The organism is Paenibacillus sp. ALJ109b (assembly GCF_010747435.1).
In the GTDB taxonomy this organism is placed as follows: Bacteria; Bacillota; Bacilli; order Paenibacillales; family Paenibacillaceae; genus Paenibacillus; species Paenibacillus taichungensis.
Genome location: NZ_JAAIFP010000001.1, coordinates 33,453 through 46,776, shown reverse-complemented (window position 1 = coordinate 46,776; position 13,324 = coordinate 33,453). Strand labels below are relative to the sequence as shown.

General features: G+C 46.2%; 11 protein-coding genes. 7 read left to right on the top strand and 4 right to left on the bottom strand.

Annotated features, from left to right (window positions below; genetic code table 11):
* Positions 1-44 precede the first annotated feature (44 nt).
* Positions 45-2,144 (bottom strand): serine hydrolase domain-containing protein, encoded by a 2,100-nt coding sequence (locus G3352_RS00190; protein WP_205524641.1) that lies wholly within the window; start codon positions 2,142-2,144, stop codon positions 45-47.
* A gap of 218 nt (positions 2,145-2,362) precedes the next feature.
* Between G3352_RS00190 and G3352_RS00185 the strand changes: the two genes are divergently transcribed.
* The 4 genes from G3352_RS00185 to G3352_RS00170 all read left to right on the top strand — a co-directional run bounded on the left by G3352_RS00185 (position 2,363) and on the right by G3352_RS00170 (position 6,110).
* Positions 2,363-2,710, top strand: a complete 348-nt coding sequence (locus G3352_RS00185) for a hypothetical protein (protein WP_053782414.1) — start codon at positions 2,363-2,365, stop codon at positions 2,708-2,710.
* A 2-nt stretch (positions 2,711-2,712) separates the two neighbouring features.
* The gene (locus G3352_RS00180) at positions 2,713-4,431 is read left to right on the top strand and encodes an ABC transporter ATP-binding protein (protein ID WP_076288403.1); all 1,719 of its coding nucleotides are present in this window, start codon (positions 2,713-2,715) and stop codon (positions 4,429-4,431) included.
* A 189-nt stretch (positions 4,432-4,620) separates the two neighbouring features.
* The gene (locus G3352_RS00175; RefSeq protein WP_240342868.1) at positions 4,621-5,055 is read left to right on the top strand and encodes a MarR family winged helix-turn-helix transcriptional regulator; all 435 of its coding nucleotides are present in this window, start codon (positions 4,621-4,623) and stop codon (positions 5,053-5,055) included.
* Positions 5,052-6,110 carry a threonine aldolase family protein gene (locus G3352_RS00170; RefSeq protein ID WP_163752943.1) on the top strand — a complete coding sequence of 353 codons (1,059 nt, stop codon included), beginning with the start codon at positions 5,052-5,054 and terminating at the stop codon, positions 6,108-6,110. Before G3352_RS00175 ends, G3352_RS00170 begins: the two co-directional genes overlap by 4 nt.
* Positions 6,111-6,222: 112 nt before the next feature.
* Here the strand turns inward: G3352_RS00170 and G3352_RS00165 are convergent, their stop codons facing one another.
* Positions 6,223-8,202 carry an alpha-amylase family protein gene (locus G3352_RS00165; RefSeq protein WP_163752942.1) on the bottom strand — a complete coding sequence of 660 codons (1,980 nt, stop codon included), beginning with the start codon at positions 8,200-8,202 and terminating at the stop codon, positions 6,223-6,225.
* A 135-nt stretch (positions 8,203-8,337) separates the two neighbouring features.
* Here G3352_RS00165 and G3352_RS00160 point away from each other — a divergent pair, with 135 nt between their 5' ends.
* The gene (locus G3352_RS00160; RefSeq protein WP_163752941.1) at positions 8,338-9,216 is read left to right on the top strand and encodes a helix-turn-helix domain-containing protein; all 879 of its coding nucleotides are present in this window, start codon (positions 8,338-8,340) and stop codon (positions 9,214-9,216) included.
* Positions 9,217-9,290: 74 nt separating this feature from the next.
* On the opposite strand, the gene G3352_RS00155 is transcribed toward G3352_RS00160, so the two are convergent.
* A complete protein-coding gene (locus G3352_RS00155; RefSeq protein ID WP_163752940.1) occupies positions 9,291-9,947 on the bottom strand; it encodes an NADPH-dependent F420 reductase in 657 nt (218 codons plus the stop codon).
* A gap of 145 nt (positions 9,948-10,092) precedes the next feature.
* Here G3352_RS00155 and G3352_RS00150 point away from each other — a divergent pair, with 145 nt between their 5' ends.
* A complete protein-coding gene (locus tag G3352_RS00150) occupies positions 10,093-10,683 on the top strand; it encodes a TetR family transcriptional regulator (RefSeq protein WP_163752939.1) in 591 nt (196 codons plus the stop codon).
* A 90-nt stretch (positions 10,684-10,773) separates the two neighbouring features.
* Positions 10,774-11,943, top strand: coding sequence for an MFS transporter (locus G3352_RS00145; RefSeq protein WP_163752938.1), 1,170 nt, complete (start codon positions 10,774-10,776; stop codon positions 11,941-11,943).
* Positions 11,944-12,106: 163 nt separating this feature from the next.
* Here the strand turns inward: G3352_RS00145 and G3352_RS00140 are convergent, their stop codons facing one another.
* On the bottom strand, positions 12,107-13,288 hold the full coding sequence (locus tag G3352_RS00140; protein WP_163752937.1) for a multidrug effflux MFS transporter: 1,182 nt from the start codon (positions 13,286-13,288) through the stop codon (positions 12,107-12,109).
* Between the last annotated feature and the right edge of the window lie 36 nt (positions 13,289-13,324).

Here is a 13,324-nt window from a genome sequence, read left to right as displayed (position 1 = left end):
CCCAATAGAACACCGGGGAACGGGCGTATTTTCCATGCTCATTATTATTGATTTGTTAACGAAATTTCGAACCTTGAACCAGCTTCACCAGCAAATACAATCGTACCGTTTTCAGGTAAGGTAACTTCATTCTCGCCACTAACCACGGTATGGTTCGTACTGATACCTGTCTGGTCATATACAGTGAAAGCGCCTTTCGAAGGCATCTTCACTGTCATCACTTTACCTGCGGCTGCTGCCGGTATCGAGTACCATGTCGCATAACCGTTTGTTTGAATCGTTGTCTTCGATTGTTTCCCTGAATAGAGTGGTCTCACAAGTTCTTGACTGACGTAGACCTTTCCTCCTGCTGAGACGTATTCCACGCCGTCTTTCTCAAATAACTTATACTCCATCGTATCACGCCCAGCCAAGCCTGGAATTTGCAGTTGGTTCACAGCCGAATTTGCATCAATAATTTTATTGGTATACACATACCCTGGTGCTTCATCGAACATATGAATAGGGATGATTGGCGTTGCACTGTCATATACCGTTGAGGTGTATTTTTCATTCACCAGGTAATAAATGTTGCCTTCACGCTTCTGCCAAGCGGCTGTTACATCTTCGGGTAATGTATTGGTTTCGAGCTTTTCTGCCTTGTATTCCGAGGAGGCGATCTGTCCAAGCCCTGGCACAGACTGATACGAACGGGACCACAAGTATGTATTCCCGTTATCTCCTTGGGCGAATTTCAACTTTTCTGTACCTTGCTCGTTCACGAAAGAGCCATCTTCAGTATACGTATACTTTTGTTCGGTACTGTTCGGCGACAATAGCTGGGACATCGTCAACTGTCCTTCATCATTCACTTCCAACTTCAATAACGAGCTGCCAACAGCCCCATAAATGCCAGCATACTGCGTTAGTTCCTTCGGCATGGTTGTTTTTACAGGTACGCCAAATGACTTTTCCGGCTTGCGTTCTTCAATCATATCTTTTTCCTCAAGGGCGCTAAGCAACAGTTCGCTCGCAATCAATTGGTCGGTTGTGCTTGATCCACCTGAAGAGGTAACGGCTGCAGCCATGTTGTATTCCGGAAGCACAATTAATGACGAATGATAAGCAATCGTATTGCCACCTTTGGTAACTGCCTTGATGCCGTATTCGCTAAATGGGAACAAGTCTACACTATCCCAACCTAACCCGTACGAAATAGATGAATCGCTGTCCTCTGGCCACAGGCCACTTTTGTATTCTTCCTGCGTCATGGCTTCTGCTGACTCACTGGAAAGAATACCTGTGACCTCTCCCGTAAAGATTTGCGAAAATTTGACCAGGTCTTCTGCGGTAGAGTAAATGCCTCCAGAGCCAATCATATTCGTGTTCTCTAGTGGAAGTTGTTCCTTATTCAGCTGCGAATAAGTTACCGCCATTTGGTCAGGATCAATCAGATCCTGCGGTGTTTTGGTATGGCTCATACCCAAGGGTTCGGTGAAATTCTGTTGGATGAAATGGCTAAAGCTCATGCCACTAACCTTTTCGACCAGAATTTCAGCTAACGTAAAGCTATCGTTACTATACACCGAGTAGGCTCCCGGATCTGCCTTCAAATTTTGCTCGGCCAATTGATCCAAAAATGTATCATGTGCATAGGTATCATTGTCCCCATACAGTATGGCACTAGCGCTTGAGGTTCCAAGAATCCCGGATGAATGATTCAGCAACATACGAGGTGTGATCTGTTTGTAACGGTTATCTTTCATTTTAAAGTCAGGGATATAGTTCACAACCGGCACATCCAGATCGATCTTGTCTTCGTCAACCAGCTTCATCACAGCGCCTGTGAGCACCATTTTACTGGTTGAACCGATGCCGTACATTGTATTAGAAGAAAGGGGGATACGGCCCTCTGGGTCGTTTTTGCCTACCTGTCCGGAGATCACGATCTCTCCCTCATCCATGAGTGCGTACTGCACACTTGTTGTACCATATGTTTCCGTAAGGAGCTTGGCCTTCTCCATCACCGCTTTTTGGGTCATATCATACGTAAGGTTACTACTGTTACTGGTTGCCGGTGTGGCGAGAGCAGTCATTGGGGCTAACATGGTTAACACCAGGGTTACGGCGGCGAATGAAGTTCGTTTTTTCAGTGTCAATCTCATCTTCTCCTGTCTTATCTGTGGATTGGGGATCTCTGTGGTGGTACGTAAGCTAGTGTACTCTAGGACGGTGAACTGAATATGAATTGGCCCAGAATAAAATGGAAAAATACGGGTTGACAGAAAAATCGCTTGCGTATACAATCGTATACATAAACAATTCGTATACAAATGTATACGAAAATGGAGGTGCTTCACAAATGAGAGAAAGACATATAAATGTGAACGAACAACCTGATCGCCATGGAGAGCGGTCCAGACGCGGTCGTGGGGAAGATGAGCAACAAGGTGAACGTTCAAGACGTGGGAGAGGGCATGGAGAACATCACGGAAAACGGGGTAATGGGGCACAAACGTTTCGTCGTGGAAGAATTCTAGTCTTTTTGGAACAAATGCAGAATCGAAGAGCTACGTTGGCTAGACAGCTTGGTCAGGAGGAGTTCCGTAATATACATCAGATGATCAGTGGTGAGTTGAAAGCGATTGATCAGGTCATTGATGAATACATCCAACTTTTTGAATTACAAAATGAAGAAGAAAGCCCTAATCAGGATCTGGAGAGTGAATAAGAATGGTTCGTCGTTTTTTCTCGTATTATCGTCCTTACAAAAAACTGTTTTTAATTGATTTTGGTTGTGCCGTAATAGCTGGTTTACTAGAGCTGGCATTTCCACTTGCTGTAAGCAAGTTCATTAATGAGTTGCTGCCAGGTCAAGATTGGCCACTCATTATCCTCGCATGTATTGTATTGCTGTCGATCTATGCGCTGAATACCGTCTTGAATTATGTCGTGACCTACTGGGGACATATGCTTGGCATTAACATTGAGACCAACATGCGTTCGAAGATGTTTGCTCATTTGCAAAAGTTATCCTTCCGGTTTTTCGATAATCGTAAAACGGGTCATCTGATCGGTCATCTTACGAATGACCTTAACGATATTGGCGAGGTGGCTCACCATGGACCAGAGGATGTTTTCATCGCAGTGATGACATTAATCGGATCTTTCTGGCTCATGGCGAACATTAATTTAGAGCTTGCACTGATCACCTTTGTCATTATTCCTATCATGGCCTGGGTCATTATCGTGTTCGGTGGGCGTATGACGAAGACCTATCGGCGCCTCTTCGGCGATGTGGGGAATTTTAATTCCCGTATTGAAGACAACGTAGGCGGAATTCGTGTCGTTCAATCATTCGCTAACGAAGAGCATGAGAAAAAACTATTTTCCGTAGACAACGAGAACTTCCGTAAAACAAAGCTGCTTGCTTACAAAACGATGGCGAAGAGTATATCGGTCAGCTACATGATGATGCGTCTGGTTACTGTGTTCGTTATGATTAGCGGTGCCTGGTTCTTTATCGATGGCAGAATTGATATGGGTGATTTCATGGCATTCCTGCTGTTATCCAACATCTTCTTCCGTCCGATTGAGAAAATTAACGCCGTAATCGAAAGTTATCCTAAGGGCATTGCAGGATTCAAGCGTTATCTGGAAATCATTGATACTGAGCCGGAAATCGCCGATGCGAAAAATGCCGTTGAGCTAAAAAGCGTCCGTGGAGATATTCGCTTCGAAAATGTCTCATTCGGTTATGAGGAAAATCGACGTATTCTGAATAATATCAGTTTGTCCATCAATCCAGGGGAAACCGTTGCATTTGTGGGTCCTTCGGGTGCAGGTAAAACGACCATTTGCAGTCTGCTTCCACGATTCTATGAAGTAGAGGAAGGTCGGATCACCGTTGATGGAGTTGATATTCGTGAGGTTCAGCTGGAATCATTGCGTAGACATATCGGTATTGTTCAACAAGATGTATTTCTCTTCTCAGGCACAATTAAGGAGAATATCGCTTATGGCGATTTAACGGCTACAGACGAACAAATCTGGGATGCAGCCCGTCGTGCCTCTTTGGAAGAGTTGCTTCTTACTTTGCCAGAAGGGATCGATACGATCATTGGTGAACGTGGTGTCAAACTTTCCGGAGGTCAGAAACAGCGCCTGTCCATTGCTCGTATGTTCCTGAAAAATCCACCGATTCTCATCCTGGACGAAGCAACGTCCGCTCTGGATACCGAAACTGAAGCATTAATCCAGAAGTCCTTGGCGGAACTGTCAGTGGGTAGAACAACACTTGTTATTGCACACCGACTGACAACCATCAAGAATGCAGATCGCATCCTTGTAGTCAATGCGGATGGCATCGCTGAGCAGGGGAACCATGAGGAACTGGTCGCAGCTGGAGGCATATACAGCAGGCTTCACCAAGTGCAATATAGCCATTCCTAATAGCAAAAAAACAAACCGTGCATTTGCGCGGTTTATTTTTTTGTTTTTCAATAAAGTGGCATTCATTTGAACTATAAAGCTCATCGATATTATATTGTTGACAACGTCCACTAAACTGATTAATATAATGTTGACAATGTCCACTAAAAGGGAGGGTTTCACATCGACTCTCAGCAAATAAATGCAGATATGTTGACTGAAATGCGGCGTTTTAACCGTTTTTATACCAATATACTCGGTGTACTCGATAAGCATATCCTGGGAACGGGATACTCCTTCGCTGAAGCAAGGGTCATTATTGAAATTGGCATTCAAGGGGAGAGCATTGCGAACAATCTGGTGGATACACTGACCATTGATCGCAGCTACATGAGCCGAATTGTAAGTAAACTGACCAGAGAAGGGCTGCTGATGAAAGTGGATTCAGCTGCTGACAGCCGGGTTAGTTTGATTCGCCTGACTGAAAAAGGGCAGCAGCTTTACGGTGAGTTGAATGAACGTTCAGATCAGCAGATTGTGAAGTTAATGCAAGGTTTGGATGAGGAAGAGATCAGAGAAGTTTACGCTTCAATGATGAATATTCAAGATAAGTTGAACAAAAGAGCAGGAGAGACAAGACGATGATACGATTCGAATGTGATTACAACGAAGGCGCGCATGAGCGCATTTTGCAAAGACTGATTTCAACGAACATGGAACAAACGAGCGGTTACGGTAAAGATGCCCATTGTGATCGGGCGAGAAGCCTTATTCGACAAGCTTGTGAAAATGAACAGGCAGATGTGCATTTTTTGGTTGGGGGTACACAGACCAATACAACGGTTATCGCCTCCATTTTGCGTCCGTACCAAGGCGTGATTGCAGCAACTTCGGGCCACATCGCAGTCCATGAGACGGGAGCAATCGAAGCCACAGGTCACAAAGTAATTACGGTACCAAGCGAAGATGGGAAGATCACGTCAGATCAGGTCAAAGCGGTCTATGATGCCCATTGGAATGATGCAGCACCTGAACATTGTGTCCAGCCCGGAATGGTTTACATATCCCAGCCTACTGAGAACGGTACGATGTACAGCAAGGCAGAGCTGCAAGCATTGTTTGATGTGAGCCAACAGTGTGGTCTCCCGTTATTTATTGATGGGGCACGTCTTGGTTATGCTCTTGCTTCCCGGAATTGTGATACAACTCTCGCTGATCTCGCTCGCCTATGTGATGTATTCTATATTGGCGGAACCAAGATCGGAGCATTGATGGGGGAAGCGGTAGTCATTTTGAATGAAAAACTCAAGCCAGATTTTCGTTATATGATCAAACAAAAAGGCGGCCTGCTTGCCAAAGGAAGATTGCTGGGCATTCAATTTGAAACGCTGTTTGAAGATGGTCTGTATCTTGAGATTTCCCAGCATGCGGTGGACATGGCCATGTTGATTCATGATTCGCTTGCGGAGCAAGGTATTACTTTCCTATATGATTCACCAACCAATCAGCAATTTCCGATTCTGCCAGATGATCTGCTTCAGGATTTACGCAGCCGTTACTCGTTCACATTCTGGGAAAAGGTGTCCGATACACACAGCGTCGTTCGTTTTTGTACCAGTTGGGCAACCCAGCGGGAAAATGTGGACTCACTGATTCGGGATATTTCCCAGGCTCTGAACAAATTGAAAGCTTGTGTGTAATCATTAATCCCTAAAGATAGTACATCGGCGGAGTAAAACGCCAAAGAAGAAGTCGCCATGTTAATGGCGACTTCTTTTTTTGTTTACTGCTAAATGTTCCATGAATGTACTTCTAAAATTGAATCACGACCATTTGATGACAGGACCACTCCGGTATCGTGTAGGTCACAAGGCCGTTCACCTGACTGAATGGGAGACTAAGGTTCTGCGGCGCCAGATAGACATCTTGTACTTGTTCGGCAGCCGCAACCGTTACCTCTGTATTGATAAGTGGAGGGATATCCTCGATAACTTCCACACCTTGTCCTCTACGTACTGGAGAGGCATAAAGTAGATGATTCACCCAACGGTTCGAGTTCTTCTGAATCTGCAGCGTGGTAACCCCTTGGGCAGGTAGGTTGGTTATCAGCGACTTGTTGTTACTCAGTAAACGGTCCAACGCGTAACAGATGATTTCCTTGACAGCCAAACTCCCCTTCGTCGCATAATCTTCAAAAACATTCCACGCGATATAGATTCCATCCTGACCTTCAGCCATGCCAGTTCCCGATTCCTGCAGATCAGAAGGGGTATGCTGGTGAGAGCAGAACGTGAACAAGTCACGGTTAAAATATGAATTTTCCATACTGCCAAGTACGATGCCGTCTGTCGTGGGTACTGTGTTCTGTCCTTCGGTGTACATGACGAAAGAGGCTGTACGCAGCGAAGGAAGCTCGAAATTCGGACGGAAATAGGAGGGACGGAATGGGGAAACCTCCTGATATTCTACGCCCAAATCGAATTCAAAGCCCGTTCCATCCGGTGAGAGTCCGGAACGGCCAGTGGCCAGAATTTTGCCGCCCCCGGCAAGAAAGGCTGTCAGTTTGGTTTTGATTGACTCTGTAATGCTAATGGCATCCGGCAAAATAACAACTTTATATTTGGATAGATCAGCCTGCAGATCTACTACATCGAAGAGATAGTGGCCTTCCAGCAAAACTCTTACAGCGCCGGTATCGTGGTGGTGCATGTGCTGGTTATGAGGATCGCCTCCGGATTCCCATAAGGCTGCCTCCACTGACAGCAATGCGATATCAGCCATAGCGGTAGTATCTCGACACCATTCTTCCTTCGCTTCTACCTCACGATAAGCTTCCCCGATCAACGAATACGTGGCATGATCCATCTGACCGCCCGGATGCAGCTGATCTCCAATGGAGCAGCGTGCCCCGTTCGCAATGCTCAGTGCAGTTTCATAGCGCAGCGCGTTGGGGTGCTTGTATCCGCCGAATTCGCCCCAGGAGGTATGGAATTTTCCGGTCATGCCGAGGAAATCCATGCCCAATGTCTGCGCATAACGTGCAGAGAGCGGGAAGTGGTCGTACCCCCAGCCACCCGTTGGTAGCGATTCCAATTCCAAATGGGTATTCACATGAGCGAGATCCCGCCGCCCACGGTCGACGTGACTGCTGTTGTGGAACACAGGTAGTCCGGGTTTCACTGCATGCACAGTCTCATTCATTCGATTAGCATAACGAGCATACGTCTGTTCCCACAGTTTTTTCATATCTTGAATGTTTCGTGGATCGGAGCCCTGTGAGCGAATCTCGGCAACACAATATTGACAATAACATTCCCGAACACCAACGATATCGAGGAAGATGCCGTCCACATCATATTTCTTTACGACTTCCTCGACCTGTAGAGTGAGAACGTCAAGATAAGGGGTGTTCATGCAAAATTGATGATATCCTGGCGTCATGAAGTCGGCTGTCCAACTGATCTGCTCCTGCTGATTGCGGATGAGCCATTGTGGATGTTTGCGGGCGAGTCGCTCATCCAGGCCAGCGGAGAGATAGACCGGTGTCTTTACGCCTATCTCATGAGCAGCATCAATCTGGGCACCCAGAAGATCGAAATTCAGATGTGGATGCATTTGATTGGCGGTAGACGGATGATAGGCCCAGCCATGATGGCACTTGGAGAATATGGTGATGGAATCGACATACCCAGTTTTGAGCATATTCTGAAATTGCTGCTTCGAAAAATCACGGCCAATGCCTTCAATGGCTTCTGACGTATGAAAGTCGAGATGAACTTGACGAAATTTCATGCTTGCTTCCCCCTGGTCATTAAATGATAGAATCATATTATATCTACCACTCTAATCGATCATCAGCTCCGATACAGCTGACAATCACGACTATATATAGCACATTATCTACATTTTGAACAAAGGAGGGATCTCATGCTTGTACTTGAACTTCAAGTTCCGCCGTTTCCGCTATTAGCAGCCATTGGGCACACCGAATGGCAGCCGGGGATGCAGCATGCCCAGCGTAGCTTTGATGTGTTTGATCTTATTATTTGCGCCAAAGGAGCGCTGTACATGGAGGAAGATGGCCTCCGGTACGAGATTGCGGAAGGTATGATGCTGGTTCTTGAACCAGGCAAAGACCACCGTGGCTATAGACCAACGGATGTGCAGACGGAAGTATACTGGATTCATTTCCAGCTTCCCTCTTTGCAAAAGATGATTTTGAAAGAAAAGACGACTTGGGAGCAGCCTTTGCTTCAACAAACAGACCAGGATATTGAGGCTCCCCCAGGAGTCATTGAAATTCCCAAATTCGCCGCGGTGGATCTACGTAACCTGGAGCCGATACTGAAAGAAATGCTTGAGCTGCACCATGTACTCACCCGTCAGCGTTCCTTCGAGCTTCATGTTCTATTGGGTCAATTCCTGCTGCAATTACAGAAGGGAATGAGACAGAACAGCCCGCAGGCTCGTTCCTATTTTCTAAGCGAGAAGGTGGCAACTTATCTGGGTCAGCATCTCGAGCAGCCGTTTGATTCCGGACAGATGGAGCGTGATCTGCTTTATCATTTTGATTATCTGGCCCGCTGCCTGAAGCAGTATACGGGGATGAGCCCGCTGCAATACAGGCATCACCTGCAAATGGAGAAGGCCAAGCGGTTATTGGCACATTCGGAGCTTCCACTGAAACGTATCGGTGAATTGTGTGGACTGCAGGACCATAACTATTTTACACGGTTGTTCAAACGTCAAACTTCCCTCACGCCTGGAGAGTACCGCAAGAAGCATCAGTTGTATTTCATGGAATAGAAATGATCAAACAAAAAAACCGCCCGAAAGGGCGGTGGATGATGACATATTCAATGTCCCGGAATTTCAAATGTTCAAGCTTTAAAGTCCTCGCTTCGTACAGGACTGGCATTCGATAAGGCCTGCTGGAGACTATCCGCTCCATGCTCCTGGTAACTGGGAGTCCCCGGTTGTTGGCGCCAGGATTCGTCCAATCCGCCGGCGTCTATGGCGTCAAATCCCAATTCCTCGACAAGTTGAAGTACAATTTTCTTTGTATCAGGATCATCACCAGCTACCGGCAGAGCAAGTCGATCCGCTGAACCGGTAGGCAGTCCACGTTCAAGCAGATTTATAGCGGAAATACCATTAAAGGCTTTGTTGACAGGATGTTTCAAATATTTCTCGACCCAGCGACTCTCAGGTAAGCCATCTTCGATCTCGGCAATCAAGCCGTCACGCTGACGGGGGTAATAGTTCCCGGTGTCAATAATCGCAGCACCAGGTGCAATATGGTCTAAGATACCATCAGGGAGATCCGGAATATTCTTTTGTGGAATCGTTACGATGACCAGCTCGGCTCCATGGGCGACTTCCGTTACTTCAAGTGGTTTTGCGCCTGTCTCTTCAGCCAGATCTGTCAAGGTATGAGGACCACGTGAGTTAGCAATCGAGACATCATGACCAAGTTTGGTGAGACGACGGGTGAGATTACCACCGATATTTCCGGTTCCAATAATTGCGATTTTCATTTATTCCGACTTCCTTTCCCGATTTAATATGGTATGACAGTTTTACTGTAACAGAGAAAAATGAAGCTGTAAACAACTTCTTGACTGAACGTTACAAATTACCTATACTAAGATTTATTATTTCGTTGAGAAGGGAGGGAATGCAGTGACCAGAGGTGGAAGACCACGAGAATTTAAGGATACGGCTGTGATTGACGCAGCCATGGATGCCTTTTGGTTGAACGGATACGAAGGGTGCTCTACTGAGGATCTATGTAAACAGACCGGTCTCGGGAAGGGCAGTTTATATAATGCGTTTGGCAGCAAACATGATTTATACGAAAAGGTACTCCAGCGTTATCATGAGGAAGGGATACGGGAGCAAAGCGAGATTTTACAGAGCTCCTTACCGTTGAAAGAAAGATTACGCGGCCTGCTGGAGTGGGGTATACAGGAGGATTTTTCGGAATCGGGGCGAAGAGGCTGTCTCCTAATTAATGCAGCAATGGAACGGGCACGGGTTGATCCTATGGTTGAGCAAGTGGTAACACGTCATATCGGATTTTTGGAGGATGCACTTTGTGATCTGATGGGGCAGGGTGCACAGACAGGAGAGATTACTTCAGGGAGACCAGCCAAAGAACTGGCAAGCCTGTTTCTAAGCAGCTATTACGGACTTCGCGTGCTTAACAGCTCTTCACAGAACCGTGATCTGGCAAAAAGTATTGTAGAAGGTACATTGGCAGCTATTTACTAGCCGGGTAATCCGGCACTTTTTTTGCATTAGTTTTGTACCGATCATTACAATAGTGTGGTTTTATAACTCATATGAAAAGGGGAATTGAAGATGCCATTGGCAATCTATGTGCTTAGCTTAGCTATTTTTTGCATGACTACCTCAGAATTTATGGTAGCTGGAATGATGAATACACTTGCGGGGGAGTTTGGAGTATCTGTCTCGCAAGTAGGATATTTGATTACAGCCTTTTCAGCGGGGATGGTCGTGGGAGGTCCCTTACTAACCGCTGCTCTGCTGAATATGCCTAGGAAAAAAGCGTTTATTATGCTAACCGGACTGTTTCTCGCTGGACAGTTGCTTGGCGCGATCGCAGGTAGCTATGAGGTTATGATGGCCTCACGCATCATAGCAGGTGTTGCTTCCTCGGCTGCTTTTGGCGTATCAATCTCGATCTCTGCTTCGCTCGTAGAGGAAAACCAGCGGGGACGGGCGGTATCAATTATCTTCGGTGGTCTTATGATCGCCACAGTTTTGGGTACACCTGCTGCAACGTGGGTGGCTGATGCTTTTGGCTGGCGTTTAAGTTTTTGGGCGGTCGCCATTCTTGTTCTACTCTCAGGAGTAACCGCATTGCGGTTGATCCCCGTATTATCCAGACCGGAGCCAACTAGCCTGCGCCATGAAATGAAATCTTTTCGCAATCGTAAGCTCTGGGCGGCTTACCTGACAAGTTTTCTTATTATAGGAGCCACATTTGCAGCATTCAGCTACTTTGCTCCAATTTTTACAGAGTTGACGGGCTTTTCAACGTCCGTGGTGCCACTATTGTTTGTTGTGTATGGAGCTGCTACGGTTGCTGGTAATCTGATCACTGGTCGACTGGCGGACCGATACACCATGCTGATTCTAACGATAGGGCTTGTTCTCTTGACGTTTGGTCTTCTGACATTCGCCATTGGCGTACATACAGCTGCCGTGGTTATTCCTGCCGTAATCATCATCGGGTTGGCCGGAGTTCCAATGAACCCGCCTATGGTCGCGCGAGTGATACGTACGGGAGGAAGTGGTCTGATGGTGAACACCGTTCACACCGCAATCGTCACCTTTGGTGTAGTGGTAGGGTCTTCTGTTGGAGGCTTGGCTATTAGTGCCGGTTATGGTCTGGTTGCACCGATCTGGGTCGGGGTTGTACTGGCTGTGGTAGGCGTACTTTCACTGCTTCCGTATATGCAAGGAATCTTCAAAGTTAAGGTTGTAGATATGGATATAAAACATTAAAAAATGTTGGATAAGCCGATTGGCTTTCAAAACATCGTGTTCAACAATATGAATAAAAGCAGCCCAGATACGATAAAAGTACTGGACTGCTTCTATTTTTTTGAAATGTGCCCCGTGACATTTCTTCGTATTATTTATGATCCTAATGAATTATCCTAATAGATTATTCTTCTGAGATAAATCTTTTGCCAAGCAACCACATTACGCCGCTAATGATTAGAAAATATAAAGGCATCATCAGCAATGAACCGTTATGCAGAGCACCCATTCCCCATGTCGTAAGGCTTACCAGCAAGTAGTAGCCCAAGCTGAATATAGCACCGGCTGTGCCAATTACATCTTGAAAACGAACAAGCGCAAGACTTAGACAATTGGGCAAAGCAATACCTGCGCCAATCAACAGAACAAACATGGCAGTTAACATGCAGATGATCTGCAAAAGATTGGGCATCATAGACAAGCTGCTTCCAAGGATTAGGAGCAGAGCTCCGCTGGTCATGACCAGACAACCCAGACGAATGATCTTTTCCGGTGTGTAAACGGTCAATAATCGTTTTGAGATCATTGCACCGACCACTGAGGCCAAAGCCACAATAATGCCCAGAAAACCATAAACGCCAGGCGACAGATCAAAGTGTTCTATGAAGATGAAGGGAGCTTCGGCATAATAACTGAATAAAACTCCGTTAATACCTCCGATCAATACGCCAAACACCATTACGCGCGGCATAGCGAGCATCTTTTTAACAACCGGAAGTATAGCGACTTTGGATCGTAAAGAAACGTTCGTTGTCTCCGGCAGTTTAAGAAAAGCATATATGAACAACAACACGCTCATCACTACTAACGCCAAGAATACCCATCTGAAGCCAAGGGCCTGATCAATCCAACCACCAATAAGTGGTCCAACTGCCGGCGTAAATGCAATGACAGCAGAGATTTGGGCAAACATTGCATGTCTTCGATCTCCCGATACACTTTCTCGAAGCATGGTTTGGGTGATAATCGAGCCAGTTGCGGCACCGAAAGCCTGTACGAAACGGCCGATGAGAAGCAACTGAATCGAATCCGAATAAAAGCACATCAAGCTTCCGATCCCATATACGATGAGACCGCCCAGCATTGCAGGCCTACGACCAATCAAGTCGGACAGCCAGCCCCAGCAGAAGACTCCCAGGGCAAATCCTATAAAATAGATGCTTAACGTGAATTGTACGGAACTATTAGATACACCAAGTGCTGTTGCGATATCTGGCAGCGATGGAGTGTAGATGGTCTCGCTAATTTGCGGAAAAGCGATAAGAACAATCATTAAAAGCAAAGATGGTACTGCATATTTCTTCATTATAGATTAGCCCTCCTACAAGCTTATACTCTGTTA